This window comes from Priestia endophytica, assembly GCF_026790145.1.
Taxonomy (GTDB): Bacteria; Bacillota; Bacilli; order Bacillales; family Bacillaceae_H; genus Bacillus_I; species Bacillus_I endophytica_A.
Genome location: NZ_JALAMS010000045.1, coordinates 16058 through 36345 on the forward strand (window position 1 = coordinate 16058; position 20288 = coordinate 36345).

23 protein-coding genes are annotated in these 20288 nt (G+C 34.5%); 9 read left to right on the forward strand and 14 right to left on the reverse strand.

Annotated elements, in window-relative coordinates:
• Nucleotides 1-15: 15 nt before the first annotated feature.
• On the reverse strand, nt 16-1392 hold the full coding sequence (locus MOC86_RS23580) for a PLP-dependent aminotransferase family protein (protein WP_268586364.1): 1377 nt from the start codon (nt 1390-1392) through the stop codon (nt 16-18).
• A gap of 162 nt (nt 1393-1554) precedes the next feature.
• Here MOC86_RS23580 and MOC86_RS23585 point away from each other — a divergent pair, with 162 nt between their 5' ends.
• The 3 genes from MOC86_RS23585 to MOC86_RS23595 all read left to right on the forward strand — a co-directional run bounded on the left by MOC86_RS23585 (nt 1555) and on the right by MOC86_RS23595 (nt 4925).
• Nucleotides 1555-2457, forward strand: a complete 903-nt coding sequence (locus tag MOC86_RS23585) for a DMT family transporter (protein ID WP_268586365.1) — start codon at nt 1555-1557, stop codon at nt 2455-2457.
• A gap of 382 nt (nt 2458-2839) precedes the next feature.
• Complete coding sequence (locus MOC86_RS23590) at nt 2840-3145, forward strand: hypothetical protein (protein WP_268586366.1); 306 nt, start codon at nt 2840-2842, stop codon at nt 3143-3145.
• Between the two features lie 919 nt (nt 3146-4064).
• Entirely contained in the window at nt 4065-4925 is an 861-nt protein-coding gene (locus MOC86_RS23595; RefSeq protein ID WP_268586367.1) for an arylamine N-acetyltransferase, read from the forward strand.
• Nucleotides 4926-5494: 569 nt separating this feature from the next.
• Here MOC86_RS23595 and MOC86_RS23600 read toward each other — a convergent pair.
• Together MOC86_RS23600 and MOC86_RS23605 are read right to left on the reverse strand one after the other, a co-directional pair.
• Nucleotides 5495-6022 (reverse strand): YsnF/AvaK domain-containing protein, encoded by a 528-nt coding sequence (locus tag MOC86_RS23600; RefSeq protein WP_268586368.1) that lies wholly within the window; start codon nt 6020-6022, stop codon nt 5495-5497.
• An 80-nt stretch (nt 6023-6102) separates the two neighbouring features.
• Complete coding sequence (locus MOC86_RS23605; protein WP_268586369.1) at nt 6103-6579, reverse strand: YsnF/AvaK domain-containing protein; 477 nt, start codon at nt 6577-6579, stop codon at nt 6103-6105.
• A gap of 275 nt (nt 6580-6854) precedes the next feature.
• Between MOC86_RS23605 and MOC86_RS23610 the strand changes: the two genes are divergently transcribed.
• Nucleotides 6855-7376, forward strand: a complete 522-nt coding sequence (locus MOC86_RS23610; protein ID WP_268586370.1) for a DUF421 domain-containing protein — start codon at nt 6855-6857, stop codon at nt 7374-7376.
• 291 nt (nt 7377-7667) lie between these two features.
• Here the strand turns inward: MOC86_RS23610 and MOC86_RS23615 are convergent, their stop codons facing one another.
• Nucleotides 7668-7793: a hypothetical protein gene (locus tag MOC86_RS23615; RefSeq protein ID WP_268586371.1), complete on the reverse strand. Its 126-nt coding sequence runs from the start codon at nt 7791-7793 to the stop codon at nt 7668-7670.
• Between the two features lie 269 nt (nt 7794-8062).
• Between MOC86_RS23615 and MOC86_RS23620 the strand changes: the two genes are divergently transcribed.
• Both MOC86_RS23620 and MOC86_RS23625 read left to right on the forward strand, forming a co-directional pair.
• Nucleotides 8063-8464, forward strand: a complete 402-nt coding sequence (locus tag MOC86_RS23620) for a hypothetical protein (RefSeq protein ID WP_268586372.1) — start codon at nt 8063-8065, stop codon at nt 8462-8464.
• Nucleotides 8465-8829: 365 nt separating this feature from the next.
• Entirely contained in the window at nt 8830-9702 is an 873-nt protein-coding gene (locus tag MOC86_RS23625; RefSeq protein ID WP_268586373.1) for a protein-glutamine gamma-glutamyltransferase, read from the forward strand.
• A 247-nt stretch (nt 9703-9949) separates the two neighbouring features.
• Here MOC86_RS23625 and MOC86_RS23630 read toward each other — a convergent pair whose 3' ends face one another.
• The 3 genes from MOC86_RS23630 to MOC86_RS23640 form a co-directional block, all read right to left on the reverse strand.
• Nucleotides 9950-10423, reverse strand: coding sequence for a hypothetical protein (locus MOC86_RS23630; protein WP_268586374.1), 474 nt, complete (start codon nt 10421-10423; stop codon nt 9950-9952).
• A gap of 64 nt (nt 10424-10487) precedes the next feature.
• Entirely contained in the window at nt 10488-11003 is a 516-nt protein-coding gene (locus MOC86_RS23635; protein WP_326847759.1) for a DUF3231 family protein, read from the reverse strand.
• Between the two features lie 345 nt (nt 11004-11348).
• Nucleotides 11349-11537, reverse strand: coding sequence for a DUF3231 family protein (locus MOC86_RS23640; protein WP_268586375.1), 189 nt, complete (start codon nt 11535-11537; stop codon nt 11349-11351).
• Between the two features lie 219 nt (nt 11538-11756).
• Here MOC86_RS23640 and MOC86_RS23645 point away from each other — a divergent pair, with 219 nt between their 5' ends.
• On the forward strand, nt 11757-12401 hold the full coding sequence (locus MOC86_RS23645; RefSeq protein WP_268586376.1) for a cupin domain-containing protein: 645 nt from the start codon (nt 11757-11759) through the stop codon (nt 12399-12401).
• Nucleotides 12402-12984: 583 nt separating this feature from the next.
• On the opposite strand, the gene MOC86_RS23650 is transcribed toward MOC86_RS23645, so the two are convergent.
• On the reverse strand, nt 12985-13860 hold the full coding sequence (locus MOC86_RS23650) for a LysR family transcriptional regulator (RefSeq protein ID WP_268586377.1): 876 nt from the start codon (nt 13858-13860) through the stop codon (nt 12985-12987).
• A 107-nt stretch (nt 13861-13967) separates the two neighbouring features.
• On the opposite strand from MOC86_RS23650, the gene MOC86_RS23655 reads away from it, so the two are divergent.
• Nucleotides 13968-14384: a tautomerase family protein gene (locus tag MOC86_RS23655; RefSeq protein WP_268586378.1), complete on the forward strand. Its 417-nt coding sequence runs from the start codon at nt 13968-13970 to the stop codon at nt 14382-14384.
• Entirely contained in the window at nt 14381-14713 is a 333-nt protein-coding gene (locus tag MOC86_RS23660; RefSeq protein ID WP_268586379.1) for a carboxymuconolactone decarboxylase family protein, read from the forward strand. The genes MOC86_RS23655 and MOC86_RS23660 overlap by 4 nt, the downstream gene beginning before the upstream one ends.
• Nucleotides 14714-14744: 31 nt before the next feature.
• On the opposite strand, the gene hxlB is transcribed toward MOC86_RS23660, so the two are convergent.
• The 6 genes from hxlB to MOC86_RS23690 all read right to left on the reverse strand — a co-directional run bounded on the left by hxlB (nt 14745) and on the right by MOC86_RS23690 (nt 20237).
• The gene (gene hxlB / locus MOC86_RS23665) at nt 14745-15293 is read right to left on the reverse strand and encodes a 6-phospho-3-hexuloisomerase (RefSeq protein WP_268586380.1); all 549 of its coding nucleotides are present in this window, start codon (nt 15291-15293) and stop codon (nt 14745-14747) included.
• On the reverse strand, nt 15290-15931 hold the full coding sequence (gene hxlA, locus MOC86_RS23670) for a 3-hexulose-6-phosphate synthase (protein WP_268586381.1): 642 nt from the start codon (nt 15929-15931) through the stop codon (nt 15290-15292). Before hxlA ends, hxlB begins: the two co-directional genes overlap by 4 nt.
• A 116-nt stretch (nt 15932-16047) precedes the next feature.
• Nucleotides 16048-17061 (reverse strand): LacI family DNA-binding transcriptional regulator, encoded by a 1014-nt coding sequence (locus tag MOC86_RS23675; protein WP_268586382.1) that lies wholly within the window; start codon nt 17059-17061, stop codon nt 16048-16050.
• A gap of 169 nt (nt 17062-17230) precedes the next feature.
• A complete protein-coding gene (locus tag MOC86_RS23680; protein WP_268586383.1) occupies nt 17231-18511 on the reverse strand; it encodes an MFS transporter in 1281 nt (426 codons plus the stop codon).
• Between the two features lie 2 nt (nt 18512-18513).
• Nucleotides 18514-19473, reverse strand: a complete 960-nt coding sequence (locus MOC86_RS23685) for a sugar kinase (protein WP_268586384.1) — start codon at nt 19471-19473, stop codon at nt 18514-18516.
• Entirely contained in the window at nt 19470-20237 is a 768-nt protein-coding gene (locus MOC86_RS23690) for a sugar phosphate isomerase/epimerase family protein (RefSeq protein ID WP_268586385.1), read from the reverse strand. Before MOC86_RS23690 ends, MOC86_RS23685 begins: the two co-directional genes overlap by 4 nt.
• Nucleotides 20238-20288 lie beyond the last annotated feature (51 nt).

Genomic DNA, 20288 nt, shown 5'->3' on the forward strand with positions numbered 1-20288 from the left:
GTAGACTTATCCATACTACAAGTGTAAAAAGTTATTTGGAGGAATATGTTTTTTTCTGCTGTCAATTAAAGCAATACAGTGAGCTAATCGCTCTACCCCTAGTTTAATTTTACTCTCGTTCACTTGAGAGATACTTAATCGGATAAGATTTTCCTTTTTATATTCTGGTAAAAAAAATCTAAAGGCATCATCAACATATACATGCTGTTCGTTTAGCATATGAACTATCTGTTTTGCTGTCACCTTTTCAGGCAAACTGATGGATAGATAGAATCCTGAAGAGGGTTTAGAAAAATGAGTATTAGCCGGTAGCAATAATTCACATGCTTCTTGCAAGATCCTCATCTTCGTACGATATATCTCTTTTACTTTTTTTAGATGACTATTAAACATACCGCTTTTTAAATAAAGTTCAAGAGCCCCTTGAGAAAGTGCTGGACTATTAAAATCTGAACTAAATTTATATCGTAAAAACTGGTTGTTCATTAACGGAGGCAAAATAACAGTAGCAATCCTTAATCCCGGAAGAAAAATTTTTGAAAAACTTTTAATATAAATCACTCTCCCAGAAGGATTAAATGAAAATAAAGGATCTGATTTGGCATTTGGATCAAGGTCTCCTAAAAAATCATCTTCTACTATATATACATCGTATTTTTCAGCTAACTCAACAATTTTTTTCTTTTCACTATTCGTATAACAATGTCCAAGAGGATTGTGGAATCTCGGGATAATATAGAAAAATTTTATATCATTATTTCGAAAAATGTATTCCAAACGATCAAGATCTATCCCTTCCATTGATAACTTAATTCCAAAGGTAGTCGCTTGGTACAGAGTGACAGATTCAATAAATCCAAAATAAGTAGGTTGTTCAATAAGAATGTTGTTTTTTCCATTTGGAAATGGCATAGAAACTAGTAAATTAAGGGCTTGCTGCGAACCAGATACAACGACTAATCTTTCCGGTTGAGTGAACACCTGTAAATCCTGCAAATATTTCGCTATCTGCACGCGCAATGAGTAAGAACCTTGCTGATCAGAGTAGGTGAAAAGCTCTTCTTTATATTGTTCAATGGCTTGATTTATACAATGCTGGAATTCAAGATAAGGCATCACGTTTTTATCTGGACCCGCAGATAAAAAGTCAATTGTCTCATGTTCATTTATTGCATTTTGAAATTCATTCACAACATAGTAGCCGCTTTTAGGAACAGAATAAATTAAATGCTCTTTTTCTAGCTCAGCATATGCTTTAATGACCGTATTTTTGCTACATAAAAAATTCTGAGATAGCTGACGAACAGAAGGCAGCTTACTACCTGCAATAAGCGATCCATTCTCTAGGCGACGCTTAATCCCTTCCATTATCTTAATATATTTTGAGCTCATATATTCATTCCCCTTTTAATTGTACCAGTACAGATAGGTAAAAAAACGATTTATTTTATGATATGTACCCCATTATTATTTTAATTATATCAGACCTGTTTTTTAGAAAAGCAGAAAATGAGACAGATATGATACAAAATTAAAAGATAGGGGTAGAATATGATGCAGAAAGAAACCAGAGAGAAATTTGGATTATTGTTAGGGTTAGCAGGTGTCATTTGTTTTAGCTTAACACTCCCTTCTACAAGTATTGCAGTAGAGTATTTTGGGACTACAGTCGTCGGTTTAGGAAGAACAGTCGTTGCTGCGATTTTAGTAGCTATAGTATTGATTATTCGAAAAGAAAAACTACCTTCTCTTCAACAATTCAAAAGTCTATTTATTGTTGCTTTTGGTGCAGTTTTAGGATTTCCTCTCCTCACTTCTTGGGCAATGGAATCCTTGCCTGTTTCTCATGGTGCTGTGGAATTGGCCCTGTTACCATTAGCAACTGCTGGGTTTGCTATGTTTAGAGGAGGTGAAATTCCTTCACTCAAATTTTGGATTTCAAGTATAATTGGCTCTTTAGCTGTTATTATATATGCTCTTCATCTTGGATTTGGTGGATTACAATTTGCTGATTTAGCTTTACTAGCATCAGTGCTTATACTTGGGCTTAGTTACGCAGAAGGTGGGAATTTAGCAAAAGAATTAGGTAGCTGGCAAGTTATTGCTTGGGCAATTATGATCGGTGCTCCATTTTTCATTATTCCAGTTGGGCTAAACCTGACAACTGAAATGATTCATGCCCCAATACATGCGTGGGTTAGTTTTATTTACCTTGCAGTGGTCAGTCAATTTCTAGCATATGTTGCTTGGTATAGCGGCATGGCTATGGGCGGAATAGCAAGAGTTAGTCAGATTCAATATTTACAACCATTTTTAATGATCCTATTTGCAACCGTATTTCTAGATGAATCCATCACATTTTTCACTCTTGTAATAGCAGTGATTGTTGTCTTTTCTGTAATATTAGGCAAAAATGCTCCCGTATCCAAAAAAAGATCCCTATTAGAGAAAAACTAACTGTATGTTCAAAAATTGTGAAGAAATACACTTAAACTAAGTGGTACATTTGACAATATTAGTCACATATAATATGGAATGTCCCTTAATTTATATACTTCTTTTGAAATTAGGTAATGATAAAAATTCAAGTTTAGATAGACCATAAGTACAAAAAAGGTTGGGCTTCTTTTGGATACCTAACTTCTTTTGAATATAACAAGATAACTTTTTGTTTTTTCAGTACCATCTATTCAGAAAACTTTACTTATTTATATTCTTCTTAGAGAATTTATTTATATCTCTAGGCTAAAACAGGTTTTTGACGCATAGTACTCATCCAATCTTCGCTTTAACAATTTCATATGATATTACATATAGAGTCGAGGAGGTGAAGATATCTATGTATGAATATGAATACGAGTATGATAGAAAAGACTATTATGATGATAAACATGACAAACATGATAAAGATAAAAAAATGAAATGTTACTATGAAGAGTTAGAGGAACACCCTGAGTATGATGAGTATTATGGTAAATATGATCGTAAGCTTGACAAGCATTACAAACATGATAGATATACAAGGCTAAAATGTTACTGGGAAAAACCAGATAATGAGTATGATGATAAATATGATGAATATAGTAGTAAATATGATGACCAAAAGGATTACGAAGAATGTGACTGTAAAAAAAGATATTACTAAATTGATTCTACTTTAAAACATCTCCCAATGATAAAAAAAGGCTAATCCAAAAGTTCAGTTTTAGTAATCTCTTGGACTAGCCTCTTTTCATGCCCTCTTTTATATATTATTGATTAAGCAAACTTTTCTATTCACTGCAACATAAGAAGAATACATAAGATTCATAGCCTATTTTCATAGAGTTCTATACATTTCTATAGAATTTCTATAAACCTTTATCATAGTAGGTAAAAGAGAAATTTCTATATTCTTTAGCTTCTATAAATATCTGTAGAGTTATATAAAATTTGTGGTTGTTTACGTGGGCATGTGGTCGCTTTTAGTATTGGGCAAGACCTTGCAGCATAGCCTTTAGTAACATCGGTAAAAGTTGAATACAAACGTAAGCAAGTGAAGTGGTCGTCATTGTACAACTTCTGCTTGATAAAATGTAGTCTACTTTATAACTTAACTTCTATATAAACAATTCGCTATTTATGCAAATGTTTCTGAACTCCTAATCAGAAAAACGCTTTAGTAACAATAACGTATAAAATCCTGAATAAAATGGAAAAAAGAAAAGTCCAGATCCCCTGTCATACAAAGAGTCTGAACTTTTCTAACTTCCCCTAAGAACTATTATGTAAACTAAATTTGTATATGGTATTCATCATTACTCCTTATTATATAAGTAATGCATTATTTTTTGTATATCTTAGTTGTAATTTTAGTGTTAAGCATATAACGGTGGTAATTATTATACTTATATTAAGAAATTAAATTTATCTAATTGGTTTGGATTGATTTGTAAAGGGGATGGGGAATTAAAAACAAGAGACCTTCTTACAATATTACAAAAAGAATATTTTTATAGGATTCTCTCAAATTAATAGATAAATTTTCAATGAATCAAACGATTGAAAAAGGAGAGTGTTAATAAATGATTGAACAGAAACGATTACCTCATTGGGCAATTAATTACTTGCACTATATTCAAGTTCCAATTCAAGAACCTTCATATGAGTATTTAAAAGAAATTTGCATCGCACATCTAAATCGTATTCCCTTTGAGAATATTAGTACGTTATTGCATTTCAAAGAATATCACAAGAAAGGTAAGCTCGTACAAGATGAGGAAGAGTTTGTAAAGCAGCTCGTTCAACATCATATGGGCGGAACGTGTTATATGATCAACAGCAGTCTTCATCAGTTGTTGAACCAGCTTGGTTTCCACAGTCGTTACGCTCTTTTAGGCGGAGGTCATGTTGCGCTGCTCGTTCGACTTCCGAATGAAAAAGAAGAAATGTATGTCGACTGTGGAAACAGCGCACCATTTTTTGAACCGATTCGATTGGAAACGGATTATGGTAATGTTTCACAATATGGTGGGATTGAAGTAAGGATACGTCCGGAAGAAGAACCGGGAACGTACACGTATTACAGGTATGTGGATGGTAATTTACTCACTGAATTGATTTGGTCTTTCGATACAAAGAAAACGTACCGATTTGATGATTTTCAAATAGCAATAAAAAAGTATTTTCACCCCAATGACTTATTTACGTCCAGTTTACGCTGTCAAATTTGGCAATTAGACCAAAAGCGATCGCTGTCTTTGGTTAATAATGTATTAAATATACGGGATAATAACGGGAACGTTGAGAAGCACAAATTAACCGACAGTAACAATATTCGAGAAGTGATTGATTATGAGTTTAAGCTTCCTAAACTGCCAGTAGAAGATGCAATAATGGTTCTTCAGGAACTCGGTGTTGACATATTTGAGGATTCAGAAGAATGAATGGTCTTTTCCGCCTAGAGGTTGATTTTTCTTATTTCGAGGAAGATTAATTACATTAAGAAGCCCTTTTGTATGTACAAAAAGGCTTTTTCTTTAAAGATTTTTAGTCAATCCACAGTCTTCATTTGCACATTTACGTAAGTATTGACCATTCCCTACCTTCGTAATAAAACGAGCATTACCGCAATTGTTACAGCGGCCGCTACAAGATTTATCAAGACCTAAATACATAAAAAGTCATAAAAAATAAAGGGTGATACATATTAGTTATGTATCACCCTTTTACTTCTTGTTCAACAATCGGGCCAGATAATTGAACAATGTGACAAGTTGAACCCTCTTGACACCCAAGGGGTTTTGTTACGTGTAAAGGTGCTTTATGTAGCTGATGAGGCTCTCGAACATGAGAATGTTCATTCGATTGTGACGCAGTTGGCTACAATGGTGTGTTATCAAAGCATCGCGGGTTGATTGCTTGTGAGACGAAGGTGATTTCGAAGGTTACGTAGAAAGAGTAGGAGTCGGGTAGTCTCTTTACCTACCATCACCCGAATATGGTGGGAAATGGTTTAGTCCTTCGTTTCAGATGACGGCTTTTTTATGACATCCGCACCACCTGCAACGTCAATATGTGCTGTTTCTTTTTTCAGCTTTTCCTTCACTTGTTTCGTTTCTTCTATTTGACGTTTTGTAACCGATACTTCATTTACTTGCACAGGGTGTTTGTTTATTTCAACTTCTTCTTCTTTCAGAGGAATTCGAATCTCCTCCTCATTTCCTGCTTCTATTACCATTTCTTCACGCTTAATCGGAACGGTGTATGTTTTCTGTTCTTCGACGACTTCTTTATGAATCTTTACCTCACCCGTTTGTACTCGTTCTTTTTTTATGTACAGCTGCTCTTCTCGTAATTGAAGTGTTTGTTCTTTATTTTCATTTGTTTTTTTAGATGGTCCGTCGATGTTCCTTCTTGCATTTATTGTATAAATAATGCTGCCAACGATTGCTCCTAAAACAAGTCCTGTTATGATCGTAAAACCTGTTACCCAACCGATTATGCTACCGATTATCGCACCAATAGTAATATACTTTCCCATAGAACCTCCTGAAGTTCTTTTTATTTGTAAAGAGGATGGAAAGAGACCTACTTAACTAGAAGTTAAGTAGGTGGGAACAATTAGTCCTCTTTGATAATATCTGTATTACCATGCGATTCAACATCTGCAACTTCTTTACGAAGTACGTCGCGTACTTGTTCTGTTTCTTGAACCGAACGTTTATGAGCGGAGACTTCACCAGTGACGACCGTATGCTTTTCTACATCAATTTTTTCAGCAGTTACTGGAATGTGAACCGTTTCTTCTTCTGTAATTGGTTCATCTGTTGGTTCGTGATCAACGGCTCTTTGTTCAATGACTACTTGATCATGTGAAACAGGGACATTCACTGATTGTTCTTCCTCAACAATGTCCTTATGAAGCGTCACATCACCCGTCTCCACCCGATGTTTATCGATGTCCAATTCTTCCTCACGAAGATCAAGATGTGCGTCTTCTGCTGCAAATTCTGTATCGGCAGTGCGATCTACTTCACGTACCTTTTTTCGAGTTTCCTTTTGAGTTTCTTCTTCGTTAAATAAATCAAAAAAGCCCATGCTGAAAACCTCCTAATGGATGTGTTTGAATCGTACAACTAGTAATGTTACCTGTGTAAATGAAAATATGCGTTTGAATTTTAGTCCCTGTTTCTAAAAAGATAGCCATTTAGTGTATTTTTTACATCCAATGTATTATTAGTGATACATTTTGATCAAACTTTATTTCAAACCAACAGCAGTATAATTTTTATAAAGTTAGTATGTTTACAAAATTACGTGAAATAATAACTTTTGTATTTTTCATGAATCAGTATATAAAAATGAGGGTGAAAATGTTCATTTTTATTGGGAAGTTAATTCTGCTTTTTGGTCTGGTGATTTTGGCAATGCGATGTATGGGAAAGACTGTGTTAGCTCAATTGACTCCACCTGATCTTGCAGCCATTGTGTTTCTCGTCACATTGTCCGTTAGTCCCATTAAAGCCAACGGAATTGGACAGACCATTGCTGGAATCATCACCATTATCATAGTATATATATTGTTTTTTAAATTCAGTCTTTTTCGCTGGTTAAACCGGTTATTTATCGGTCAGCCGAGCATTTTGATCAAACATGGGAAAATCTCCAAAAAAGAATTGCGAAAAACTCGCTTTTCTCTCGTGGAGCTATTGTCAGCCATTCGGAGTGCAGGATATCCGAACATAAAGGATCTCGATTATGTGATTCTCGAACCGAATGGAGATCTCAGTATATTGCCGAACCAATCTGTTGTCAATTTGACACCCAGACCCTTAAATATTGAAACGGACTATCAAGGACTGCCGATTGCCGTAATCGTCGAAGGAAAAATCTAGCATAAAAATTTAAGATTAATTCAGAAGGATGCAAAATGGCTTCAGGAAGAGTTGATGAACGAAGGATTTCACCAAATCAATACCATTTTTTATGCAGCTGTCAGCGCTAAAGATCATTCTTTAATCATTGATATCGGTAATTAGAACGATTGATTTATATATCTGATAAGGAATGCACTATATACATATTGTGCTAACTAAATTTAATCTATTTTATAAATATAATATGTATTAAAAAAGAGGTACCTTGTATTATTTTATACATAGTAACCTCTTTAAATTATAGTATAGTTAAATTTTATCAGGTAGATCAGCGTACTCATAAATTTTATTTAAATCGAGATTTGCATATTTATCTTCTACATTATCCATAATATCTTCAAGACCTCCACCATTGAATACATGCTGACTAATCATAACACAAAGGTCTTATAAAACAATCTTCTTATTTGAGAGGGTTGTTTTATTTTATATTTTCACCAAATAGATTATCCAATTTTATCATAAAGTGTTAATATTTATATAAAAATATAGTTACTTTACTTTTATTTTTGTTTTCTCTCAGAAAGTCTCGAAAAGATGCTGAAGCTCTTCGTAAAGAAGAATTTTTTAATACAAGCCATCCATTTAGAGTAGAAGCTTACTCAAGATTATTCAAATCTCTAAAAGGACTTGAGAATTATTATGTGTTATTTATAGAGAAAGCAAATGAGTTTAAAGAATCGGCTAGGATTAATGAATTTGGTCCAATGGAAGAACTTTTAAAATTCAGAGATAGCTTTGAAAATGAAGGTTTGTGGCTTACTGATACTACTATAAAAACTACAGAGAATCTCTTAAACCAAACTTCTATAGAACTTAATCATGCAGTGAATATACATACTGGTATTTTTGATGATATAGATAAGATTGTTATAAAACATTGCGAAGGGATACTTGATGAAATTTCGAAAGTAAAAGACTCACTTAGGAGGGATATGGGAACAATAAGAATGGGAAAGTATATGAGTGAGTGGTACGAGTCGTCCACCGAGAAAAATGTTTCTGCCTTATCACTAGCTAGTGCGTCACGTGATGAAGAAGAATAAATAGAAAAGCCTTCTGCTCTTTTGAGTAGAAGGCTTTTTGTGGGTATAACACTGGCTGATACATACCAATGTCATTACCCATAAAAACCTCTAAATTACATAAGTTAACAAAAAAGTGAGGTTAGATCTGCTAATAATAAATCTCTCTTTTTCAAAACTCCTCCCCTTCATCAAGCTTCACTTACTCCACTTTCCCTTAATGTGTAATTCAAAATACTTGCTACAGCGTCATAATCGAATGAATTATGACAAGCCCCCCTTTAAAAAGGACAGATTGTTTTATTTGTTTAAGTACACATTAAAACGAAGTTCGAATACGCTAGGTACTAATACAAATAATACTTAAGCTTAGAATGAGGGATAATATGATACAAATATCTGGGATGCCTTTTCAACAAACTGACATGTGGCCGTCTGGTAGTATTGAAAGTGTGATCGTTCAACGAATGAATGAAGACCAAATCATTTATTCGTATCAATCCATTGATGAATTATTGTTTGAACTCAAGTTGCGAAAAAATATCATAGCAAGTGCAAGAGCCATGAATCAAGGTCATGCAGAGTTTGAAATCTTTGAAAACTCTCGTTGTAATCCTCAGTACTGGCATTTAACGCGTTCTGGCGGATTTCAACTGAAGCGCGGTGTAATGCCATCTGATGCAATTCAAGACATTTACAAGAACAGTTCACTATACGCTTTTGAATGTGCTACGGCAAAAGTGATTATCTATTACCATGCCGTTCTAAACAGTATTGGTGAACATTTATTTAATCGATTGTTCCGCCCTCTCTATTTATACAGCTGGCATTTTGATCCTGATCTTGGAATACACTCTATTAAGACGAGGAATTTCTTACCTGGGGATATTGTCTATTTTAATAATCCGGATTTTGATCCAGAAGCCTCTTGGTGGAGAGGTGAAAATGCCGTTGTTCTCGAAGATGACACTTATTTTGGTCATGGGGTAGGAATTGGAACTGCTGAACAAATCATTGACGCTCTGAATCAAAAGAGAAAGCCAGGGGGAGATAATCAATCAGCCTATCTGACAAATTCAGTCGCAAGACCATCTTTTAAACATCTAGCGAACATTTCGATGTTGCCTCAAGGTTATAGGGATTATAAAGTTCAATATATTAAAGTACATCATAACGAAATTTCGATTTCATGTGATCGACATCTATTCTATTTAAATGAAGTATACAACAGGATAACGTATTCAAACCCATTTTCATAATGAAAATGGGTTTGGTAATTTTAGAAATCAAATCATTTATGAAAACTCGTAAACTGAGGGCTTACAAAATGGATCTTCAGGTACATATAATCATTCAAAGTGGATAGTAAATTAAAATCCAAGAGAGAAGATTACCTGCCCTTATTCCGCTAACATGACAGTTCAGCAGAACGACCTTTTTGTTAAGAGCATAAGAAAAGAACACCGTAATTCCTTTCACACTTAAAAAATTTAAGTGCGAAAAAAATCAGCATTCTCTCTTTATAAACAATGTTAAGATTTTCTTTACAAGTAATCCTGTAAACACCCCAGGGATTACAAATAACATCGGTAAAAAAATAGGCCCTAACAGTAACCCGAAAATTTTAATTTTAGTAGAAAACATCAAACCTACAGTAACAAAATACGCAGAAAAAACAAATGGCAAAAATAAAAGGGTAGAATTTTCTCTCTCTTCATCCGCGTCTTTTACAGCATCCCACATCGAAAAAAAATATAAACATGGGTAAAACATAAGCCACTGGAAATCAATTACTTCAATAGAACGTTGAATATTTCCAACAAAGCTTGAAATGATTGCAGTGTTAAAGTTGGATTGAATATTAACAAAAAGCTCTAACAAGATAAACAAAATCCCTTTAACATATTTGCAATTTAAAAGTTGTCCAAAACCGGGAAAAGCAATAGACCATAATAATCTTTCAAACATATCCTTATTCACATTTTTAGCATCCTACTTTCTTTTATCAAAATAATAAATAAAAAAGTTATTTCAACTAAATATTTTAGCTTTGATTTTCTCCTGAAGATTTTGAAAGTCCTTTTCTGTCAGGATCTGTATACGGTTCCTCAAACCAACCATGTTCAATCATTATATTTAAGCCATCATTGTTAAATTTTCCAACTAACGGAATTAGCTTTATAAACTCAGCTGCTAAGTCATGCCTTAACATTTGAGAGAGTGCAGTACCAAAGTTTTGTATAGCTATATTTCCTACCAATGACGCATGATACATCATAAGTTTATCTGAAAAAGGAGAAATAGTGGAATCTGTTATATGAGCATCCATTAGCTTAGGAGCAGGCAAATCTTGACTTATTAAATGGTTAGAAAAATTCTTTATTTGATTGCCTGCTAGTTCAGCTCCTTTTTGAAAATACTTTCTAATTTTACTTGAGGATGCAACCTGACTGAAACCTAACATTAATGATTTACCTAGAACATTGGTATTAATATTGTATTGCAAATGCTTAATTTCATTAGCTGTAAGTGGTCGATCTCTACCTGTAATAACGGAGATAAAGCTTTTTTTCTCTACAAAATCAACTTTTTAGCATAAGGGATAGTTGGAAAACTAGGATCCATCCCTTTTGAGAGCAATAAATGTACTCCTCTTTCATAGGTTTCGACTGAATCATTAGTACAGTTTCGAAAATATTTCATAATGTCTTGTTGTACATGAGTAGGCATTTCCATAAATCACTACAGAAGCACTTGCCATCTGAACAATGTAAAAAGCCATGAACATATCACTGAAAAGACGAGGAGCATCTTTTCTAATATCCTATTCTCCGAATCCAACAGGGATAGGAATATTTTCTGTTTCAAAAATGTCTTGAATTTCCTTTACATGTTTACGAGCGAGTTATAACGCAGATTCAACAAAGTCTTTAACTTCATCACCTTGTACGACTTGAAGAAAGTGCTCAAACATACAACTAAATAATGAAGATCCCATATAATTACTAAACAAATCAGCCAATTCAGCTGAAGTTAACTGTTTATTTTGTTGATGCTCTTCTATTTCCTCTTCAGTCAATGAATCTTTATCCATCTTACCCCTCCATTCGTTTATATTTATATTATCTGTAAATAAAGGGAAAATATTTAAAGAAATGAAAGAAGGTAGAAAAAGCGGTTATCAAAGTTTATTACAATTAACATTAATTTTGCTAGGGAGAAGAACTCTTTTCATTGGGTATTTGTCACAAAATGAAACGTCTCTCATACTATACGTTAGATTAAATATTCAGCGAAGTGGAGATGGGAGCACGTGTCAACGTCTTATATGGATTATACAAATGCTAATGTTCAATATTTCTCTGATGTAAACAAGAATAGATTAAATACTAGAGATTCTAAAAATTTTATTAATCGATTAGGTCGGGATGTTTTAAATACGCTTGGAAACGTTTCGTTACTTGATATTTATTTAAGTGAAGATCGAGTTGTAGAGCCACATTACCATCAAAATGCGGCTGAACTCGTTTATTGTATTTCAGGGGCTGCTGTTGTTTCTTTAATTAATCCGTTTAACAATAAAGTAATTAACATTTCAATCCGTCCTGGGCAAGTTGCCAATATTCCTCAAGGGTGGTGGCATTGGGAAGTTGCTTCCGAAAACAATACTCACTTACTAGCTATTTTTGATGCTCCGTATCCAGAGTATATTTTTGGATCAGATATTCTTACAAAAACACCGATAGAAGTTCTTGCTCATACGTATTGTTTGGATGCTGAAAAATTAAAAGAAACGTTGGCTCCTTTGAAAGACGAAACAATTGTAATCGGACCGACTAATGAGTGCATCTCAAAGAAATCTAAAAAGAAAAGCAAACATGCCCGCTTCACCTATCCATCTATCCCAAGTTACCATCAGCCGATGCAAGTACATCATTGGTATCCTTATTACTATTAGTAAAGAGCAAACCTTTGTTGCTTCAGTTTCGATGTGAAAATCTTTTCTCAATTTAAAGCTTTATGGAAGCCTTACACTATAAAGCCGTATTGCTTTTGGCATTCCTTTTATTTCTAAAATTTCATTTGTAATCAAATGACGCAGTCGCTATTCATAATAATCATCACTGTGATAATCAGGAATATGACCAACAAGCTCACCAATCACTCGTGCCGAGGGAAGGAAATCTCTGTTCTGTTGTTCTTTATGTAAAGAGAGGCATGTATTTAAGAATATAATGATCATAATAGTAATCTACAATACTATGTATGCGATTGTTTTCCTATATTCTTAATACTTCTTCTGTTTGAGAGAGCGTTCTCCATTCCTTCTCAAGCTGACCTCGTTTTTGTGATGAAAGAAAAGTTACCCCCTCTTCACTTCTATACATTTCTTCCAATTTTTCATATCTAATTGTCCTGTACCATTGATTATGTGCTATATAAGAGGCCTAAAGAAGTATTGCTTCTTTAGGCTTCTTATAAGTTTAGAGTAGTTCAATCCCTACTCCCTTTTTTTCTATCATAAGCTTTTTTCCAAAAAGCTAAATAAATGCTGATTCAATCAACTTTATAACTTCTTGTTTTGTCTCGCTCAAGTATTCATTTGTCTTGGTTGAGATAAGGGTCCCTATAAGCAATTTTAGTTGAAATTCGTTGATATTAAAAACGACATGATCTTGTTTTAGAGCCGTTCCTTTAGGAATAATTCCTATTGCATCTTCGAACAGCATGTCGGGAATGAGATGAAGGGCACTGCAATTATAGACTCGTTTGAATGCTAGATTGTTCTCTGCCAAGAAGGCACGAACAGATTGAGTGTAATAACAGCTGTTTTCTCCCATTAGGACAGGATAATCGACAATATCTGAAATCCTAACATTCTCCCTTTTCAAAATCGGATGTTCAGAAGAGTTAACAATGAACTGAACTTCTTCTTTCCATAGAGGATTAAATGTTACGTTAGACATGGTTTGATTATAGCCACAGACCGCAAAATCAATTTTATTTTGATTTAATAGCTGTGATAAAAGAGCGGTGTTTCCTACTACAAAATGACAGTGAATATATGGTTTCTCTTTGTTTAAATAGGCTAATATTAACGATACTAGCTTTGTAGAGAGCGATTCTACAATGCCAATTTTTATTGTTCCTTTTTCTTCATTACTAATCCGCTGTGCTTGAGAAATAGAATAGTCCCAATGAGCTAACAAGCTTTCTACTTCTTCTGCAAATAAAATCCCTTCATTTGTTAACCGTGCATCCCATCCTCGCTCAAATAATAAAAAACCAAGTTCATTCTCCAATTTTTTGATATGGGTTGTTACAGTAGATTGTGCATAGTTCAATTTTTGAGCGGCACGTGAAAATGTTCCTTCTTCTACAATTTTTTTAAACGTATGTAATTCTTTTATTTCCATTTACTCTCCTCTTCATCGATTTTTTTGATAATTATTTAATATATTTTCAATTATACAAATAGAAAAGAGCGCAGTAAAATAAATTCATACCGAAAGGAAGTGTTCATATGCCATTTGTGCATGTTTATCATCCAAAGTCACAGTGGGAAGAAAAAGAACTGCAGAAAGTGAGTGAGGAAATCCACAAATCTTTAATGACCTATTTTAACATTCCAGCAGAAGATTATTTTCAGCTCTTTTCTCCTTATAAGTTAGGGCAATTTTATTATCATTTTAATTATCTTTTAGAACATGAGGCAAAGAGAACAGATAGAATGATACTTGTTTCAATTACTTGTGCTCCAGGAAGAACTGGCGAGCAGAAAACAAGCTTATACCAAGTTATTGCTGATGCTTTTAATGAACATTTAAATATTCCTATTGAAAATATTTTTATCATACTAAATGAAACACATCGTGAAAATTGGTCGTTTGGTCAAGGAAAAGCACAGATGATTTCTATTAAGGAGGAAAAAGAAAAATGAATCACCCTATTGAAGCCAAAACGTCAAAAGAGATGAAAGAACTAGCCCCTATTTTTGTAGCTTACGGAGAAAAAATATTATTTGAAGAAGTATGGCAAGATTCGACATTAACATCAAAAGAAAGAAGTTTAGTGACACTTGCCGCTCTCATTAGCATGGGTAATACAGAACAGCTACCATTTCATCTTCAATTAGCTGAAAAACATGGGATAAATGAAAAAGAAATTATTGCTTTAGTTACACATATCGCTTTTTATTCAGGATGGCCTAAGGCAGCTGGTGCTTTAAATATTCTATTAAATAAAAAGAAAAAACCTCTAGAGTCATAACTCTAGAGGTTTTCATTTTCATTGTATTCTTCTATTCCAAATTACTATGTTGCTGAAATGCATCACTATGGCTAACTTGATTCAACTGTCCATATTCTAAACAAATCGTATCAAACACAACATGGGCACATTGATCAAAAAGTGAGCCTAATGGTTGAATGGATGGTGCTTCATTTTCATTTCGGTATTTAGTTGCCGCAGGAATATGAACAACCTCTGTTGCATGTTCACTTAAAGATGAAGCAGGATTTGTTGTAACTGCAATAACAGAGCAACCTAATTGTTTTGATTTTTGTGCGACAGTGACAACTTGCTGTGTCTTGCCTGAACCAGACACGGCTATTAATACATCATTTTTAGTAATAGACGGTGTGATTGTCTCGCCTACAACAAAAACGGTTGCTCCTAAGTGCATAAGTCTCATTGCAAAGGATTTTGCCATTAGCCCTGAACGCCCTTCACCAATGACGAAAATACGTTTTGACTTATGAAGGGAAAAAGCAATATCATCAAGATGTTGTTGGTCGATTTTATTAATAACTTTTTCTATCTCTTTTAGAACATTGTTTAATTTTCTCATTTTACTACCCCTTTATCTTCTATTTTATTTTTAAATGCTGCCGCTGCTTTTTCAATATCTTTTGCTTTTGTAATAGAGGATCCAATAATGACAACATCTGGCGTTAATAAGGAGAGAGATGACATTGTTTCTAGATTCACGCCTCCTGCAACAGCGACTTTGGCCCCTTCAAAAAAAGGCGCTCGCAAGTTTGTATAAGAGCGAGATGACTTTCCTTCTATTTCTTGTTCATCTTTACTTAAATGATGACAAAAAATGGCTTTGTTATAGATTGCTAGTTTTTGCTGCGTTTCCTGTGCTGTATTCAACAAATCAATCATCATCATTTTGTCCCACTTTTGTGTAACGTCATAGCACGTATGGAGTGTTGCTTGAGGTGAAACACCCATTACGGTCGCAATGTCCGCTCCTGCTTGATAACATATCTCAAATTCATATTTTGCATTATCAATTGTTTTAATATCAGCGACAACGGACTTGTGTGGAAAAGCGTTTTTGATTTCATAAATACTTTCCATCCCAAATTCTTTAATAAGAGAAGTTCCTACTTCAATCCAATCAATGAATGCTTCTGCCTTTTTAGCAATATTTATTGCTTCTTGAATTGTTAAGCGATCTAAAGCTAGCTGTATTTTCATATTAAACTCCCCTTATCTCCTGTTTGATAAACCGGTTTAGTAATAGTATAAAACAAATGTAAGCGCTTCTCAATCCTTAAAACAAAAAAGTGAGCCTTTATAACTCACTTTTTTGTTTAATGAGGCTTTGGACCCATTGTTTCCCGGATGATTAGCGTGCATTGATACTCATTTTGTTCAATTGGTGTTGGCTCTTTTTGAATTTGACGAATGAGTAAGCTTGCTGCTTTTTCTCCCATTTCAAAGGCTGGATGTGAAACAGTTGTAACAGAAGGTGTAGATACCTCTGCATGCGGAATATTATCATACACAATTAATGATAAATCGTTTGGAATCGATAACTTCTTACGTTTAATATATTTTTGCACTTCAATAAAAACTAAGTCATTTCCAGCAAGCAAAGCTGTTGGAGGTTCAGAATAAGAAAAAAGCTCGTCTAACTTCTCTTGCATGAGCGTTTTTTCACAGTTAATAATAAATTTTTCATCTACAGCAACATCTCGTTCTCGTAAAGCTTGTTTATACCCTTCTACACGTTCGATACGCGGAGAAATTGTAAGAGGTTCTGTTATAATCGCTATTTTCTCATGACCAAGATCTAATAAATGAGAAATAGCTTCGCAAGTTGCTTCACGGTTATTAACAAAAATAGATGGAACTTTCCCTGTGAGTTCCTCTACTTTTCGGTCTATCACAACAATGGGGTATTCTTCTCTTACCATTTGTTCATAGAGCTCGGTGTTTTCTCCTGTTGGAAATAAAACAAGTCCATCCACTTGTTTAGCTTTTAACATTTCAATATATTTCTTCTCTTTTTCCGGGTTATCATCTGCATTGCAAATGATGGCATGAATATCATACTTATGACAGTAGTCTTCAATCGCACGAATCACTTCAGTCGAAAGATGATGCATAATATTTGCGATAATAATACCAATCATGGATGTACGTTTTTGCTTTAAACTTCGCGCTAAATAGTTTGGCTGATAACCTAATGTCTCAATTGCTTGTTGAATTCTTTTTTTCGTCTCTTCTCCCATATATTGATATCTTTTATTAATATATTGAGATACTGTACTCTTGGATACATTTGCTGCTTTTGCAACGTCAAGCATCGTTACTTTCTGCATATCATCCGTCCTTTTTCTATTTCTATACTATAGTTGGTGTTGTCTATTAATAGTTTAAACAAAACGAACAGAAAAAGAAAAGCTTTCAGCACCGGAAATTCACGAGGATTTCCAACTTTTCTTTCTCATTAAAAGAACAATCAGAGGGATTCCCCTCTGATTGAATGATTTAAGCCATTTTTTCAACGTGTTTTACAGCTTCTTTCTTGCCTGACTTTTTTGTTGCAACAATCGTCAGGATGGCTGCAAGGAATAAAGAACCAGCCATAAATACATAAGAAGCACCGAATCCACCTGTTAATCCATTCAAATATCCAACAATGTAAGAGCCAAGAAAAGAACCGAGTGCTCCCATACTATTGATTAATGCCATTGCTCCTCCTGCTACATTTCGAGGTAGAATTTCAGGAATAATTGCAAAGAACGGCCCGTATGGTGCATACATTGTTCCCCCTGCAATAACTAGCAATGTAAATGAAAGCCAAAAGTTACTTGTCCCAATCAGGTATGATCCAGAAAAAGCAAGCGCTCCAACTAATAAGAATGGCCATACAAAAGCACTTCTGTTTAGAAACTTATCAGAAAGATATGAAACTGCTAACATTAATACAACAGCTAAAACGTATGGAATAGCAGAAAGCCAGCCTGTTTTCACTATGTCCATATTTGGTGCTGCTTTAATAATAGACGGTAACCACATTACAAATCCGTATACTCCAATGCTCCATAGTGCATATTGAATACTTAATAAAATAACAGTTCGATTTTTAAAAGCTTCCTTATAATCTTTAACAGGTTTGATTCCTCTTTGTTCTTTTTCTAACTCTTCTTCTAGATCCCTCTTTTCGTCAGATGATAACCATTTTGCATCTTTTGGTTCATCATTTACTAGCTTCCACCATAGAAATGCCCAAATAACAGCAGGAAAGCCTTCTAAAATAAACATCCATCTCCAACCAAAGGATTCTAATAGATAACCAGATACAATTGACATCCACAAAACAGTAGCAGGATTCCCTAAAATCAGAAACGTGTTTGCACGGGAACGTTCAGCTTTTGTAAACCAGTGGCTTAAGAAAACAAGCATCGCTGGCATAACAGCGCTTTCAACAACACCTAGTGCAAAACGAATTACAAATAAGAAGCCAATATGACTAACTAAACCTGTTGCAGTGGCAAGTCCTCCCCATAAAATAAGTGACCAGAAAATGAGTTTTTTTGCACTTTTCTTTTCAGCATAGTGTGCGCCAGGAATTTGGAAGAAGAAGTATCCTAGGAAAAACAAGGAACCGAGCAAGGACGAAATCGCTGGTGTAATATGCAAATCTTCTGCTAATCCAGAAGCAGCTCCAAACCCATAATTCGCTCTATCTAAGTATGCTAAACTATACGTAATAAATACGACTGGAATTAATCGTAGCCATCTTTGTTTTGCAAGCTGTTTTTTCATCTTTACTTCACTCCTTGTGCATGAGATTGTAAATAAGATTGTAGCTCTTTCTCTGTTGGGTATCCATCGTTATCTCCTTTTGTACCAACAGCAAGTGCCCCAATTGCATTTCCTCTTCGGATGGAATCCGAAATTGATTTTCCTTTTACTAACCCACTAAGCAAGCCGCATGCAAAGCCATCTCCTGCTCCAACCGTATCAACAACGTGTGGAACTTCAAACCCTGCAACAGTTCCTTCTTCGTAAGAAGTTTTAAAATATGCCCCTTGTTCACCTAGTTTAATTACAACTACTTCAACCCCGCTATCTAAATAATACGACGCAATGTCTTCGGGCTGTTTGTATCCTGTAAGCAGCTCTCCTTCATGAATACCAGGTAAAACGTAGTTTGCTTGTTTAGCTGTTTCATTTGTCACTTTAATCATTTCCTCCTGAGATGACCAAAGTGATGGGCGTAAGTTGGGATCAAAAGAAACCGTTTTTTGTGCTTTTTTCATAAAGGTTAAAGCATATTGAGCAAATTCATGCGTTTCTTGAGAAAGTGCAAGCGGAATTCCTGTCATATGCAAATGAGCTGCTGAGTTAAAATACGTGTGATGAAAATCGCCTATATTTAAATGGCTCGCAGCCGAGTTCTTTCGAAAATAAAAAACCTCTGGATCTCCTTCTGTTACTTTTGATTTCATTTGGAATCCTGTTGAATGATGTTCATCATACAATACTCCATCAATATTAACATTCTCTTCTTGAAGTCTATTCATAATAAATGTTCCAAACGGATCACGTCCGACTTTGCTTACCCACGCTGACTGAACACCTAAGCGAGCTAACCCAATCGCAACATTTGTTTCTGCTCCTGCTAACTCTTTTGTAAATGCATTGATCTCATGTAATGGTCCTTGTTCATTTGCCATAAACATGGCCATTGCTTCTCCGAATGTAATCACATCTAACTTTTTCATACGAGTTCCTCACTTTCGGTTACTGAGTTAATATGCTTTGTTAGTGAATCAATATGGTGAATGGACTCAATAGGAAATTCCAGAGCTTTTACTGTTGCTCGTGGAAACGCTAACAAAATATCTTTCCACTTTTCGTACAAATCATCTAAAATCGACACAGTGACTAACTTCCCGTTTAATGAGTACACGTGTTTTAAATGAATGTACTGAACGTAAGAGCCTAGTTTTCTAATAGCTTCTGAAAGAGATTGATCAGTATATAGCCAGTTCCCACTATCAAATGTCATAGCTACTTTCACACTAGATTTAGAAGCTTCTTCAAAGAATGTTTGTAACCGCTTAATATTGCCGCCATAAGAAGTTTGATCATTTTCAACAAACAGTTGAAGAGACCGATAATCATTTAAAAAGTGCTGCAATTCCTCTAAGCTTGATTTCCCTTCTTGATAAAAACCTAGCGAAACTTTAATCCACTGTGCGCGAAGCTCTTCTCCTTCTTCAAAAACCACTCTTAGTTCGTGTTGATTTAAAGAACCATCTTCTAACCATAATTGAATTGGTGCAGAGTACACAATAAATAAGGAAGTTTCTTCAAGCCTTTTTTTAGTCTGAATCCTATCATTCTCTTTGTCTCTAAATAATTCTCGTCTAATTTCAACCCCGTACATGCCCTTTTCGTGTAACGGTTTAATAAATGAATGTTGACCATTTTCTTCAAGCTCATTTTGTGGAAATACGTTTAAAGGAATAATTAATTTTTCCATAGATATGCTCCTTACATTATACAATCCTCTTTAGAAAACCGGTTTAGTAAA

What these genes read in the sequence shown, in the direction of transcription:
- MOC86_RS23685 (WP_268586384.1), bottom strand. Translation starts at nt 19,473, where the DNA reads ATGAAAAAGTTAGATGTGATTACATTCGGAGAAGCAATGGCCATGTTT.
- MOC86_RS23580 (WP_268586364.1), bottom strand. Translation starts at nt 1,392, where the DNA reads ATGAGCTCAAAATATATTAAGATAATGGAAGGGATTAAGCGTCGCCTA.
- MOC86_RS23610 (WP_268586370.1), top strand. Translation starts at nt 6,855, where the DNA reads ATGTTCATTTTTATTGGGAAGTTAATTCTGCTTTTTGGTCTGGTGATT.
- MOC86_RS23680 (WP_268586383.1), bottom strand. Translation starts at nt 18,511, where the DNA reads ATGAAAAAACAGCTTGCAAAACAAAGATGGCTACGATTAATTCCAGTC.
- MOC86_RS23660 (WP_268586379.1), top strand. Translation starts at nt 14,381, where the DNA reads ATGAATCACCCTATTGAAGCCAAAACGTCAAAAGAGATGAAAGAACTA.
- MOC86_RS23590 (WP_268586366.1), top strand. Translation starts at nt 2,840, where the DNA reads ATGTATGAATATGAATACGAGTATGATAGAAAAGACTATTATGATGAT.
- MOC86_RS23585 (WP_268586365.1), top strand. Translation starts at nt 1,555, where the DNA reads ATGCAGAAAGAAACCAGAGAGAAATTTGGATTATTGTTAGGGTTAGCA.
- MOC86_RS23690 (WP_268586385.1), bottom strand. Translation starts at nt 20,237, where the DNA reads ATGGAAAAATTAATTATTCCTTTAAACGTATTTCCACAAAATGAGCTT.
- MOC86_RS23605 (WP_268586369.1), bottom strand. Translation starts at nt 6,579, where the DNA reads ATGGGCTTTTTTGATTTATTTAACGAAGAAGAAACTCAAAAGGAAACT.
- MOC86_RS23600 (WP_268586368.1), bottom strand. Translation starts at nt 6,022, where the DNA reads ATGGGAAAGTATATTACTATTGGTGCGATAATCGGTAGCATAATCGGT.
- hxlB (WP_268586380.1), bottom strand. Translation starts at nt 15,293, where the DNA reads ATGAGAAAATTAAACAATGTTCTAAAAGAGATAGAAAAAGTTATTAAT.
- MOC86_RS23675 (WP_268586382.1), bottom strand. Translation starts at nt 17,061, where the DNA reads ATGCAGAAAGTAACGATGCTTGACGTTGCAAAAGCAGCAAATGTATCC.
- hxlA (WP_268586381.1), bottom strand. Translation starts at nt 15,931, where the DNA reads ATGAAAATACAGCTAGCTTTAGATCGCTTAACAATTCAAGAAGCAATA.
- MOC86_RS23595 (WP_268586367.1), top strand. Translation starts at nt 4,065, where the DNA reads ATGATTGAACAGAAACGATTACCTCATTGGGCAATTAATTACTTGCAC.
- MOC86_RS23615 (WP_268586371.1), bottom strand. Translation starts at nt 7,793, where the DNA reads ATGATTAGTCAGCATGTATTCAATGGTGGAGGTCTTGAAGATATTATG.
- MOC86_RS23625 (WP_268586373.1), top strand. Translation starts at nt 8,830, where the DNA reads ATGATACAAATATCTGGGATGCCTTTTCAACAAACTGACATGTGGCCG.
- MOC86_RS23640 (WP_268586375.1), bottom strand. Translation starts at nt 11,537, where the DNA reads ATGGATAAAGATTCATTGACTGAAGAGGAAATAGAAGAGCATCAACAA.
- MOC86_RS23655 (WP_268586378.1), top strand. Translation starts at nt 13,968, where the DNA reads ATGCCATTTGTGCATGTTTATCATCCAAAGTCACAGTGGGAAGAAAAA.
- MOC86_RS23650 (WP_268586377.1), bottom strand. Translation starts at nt 13,860, where the DNA reads ATGGAAATAAAAGAATTACATACGTTTAAAAAAATTGTAGAAGAAGGA.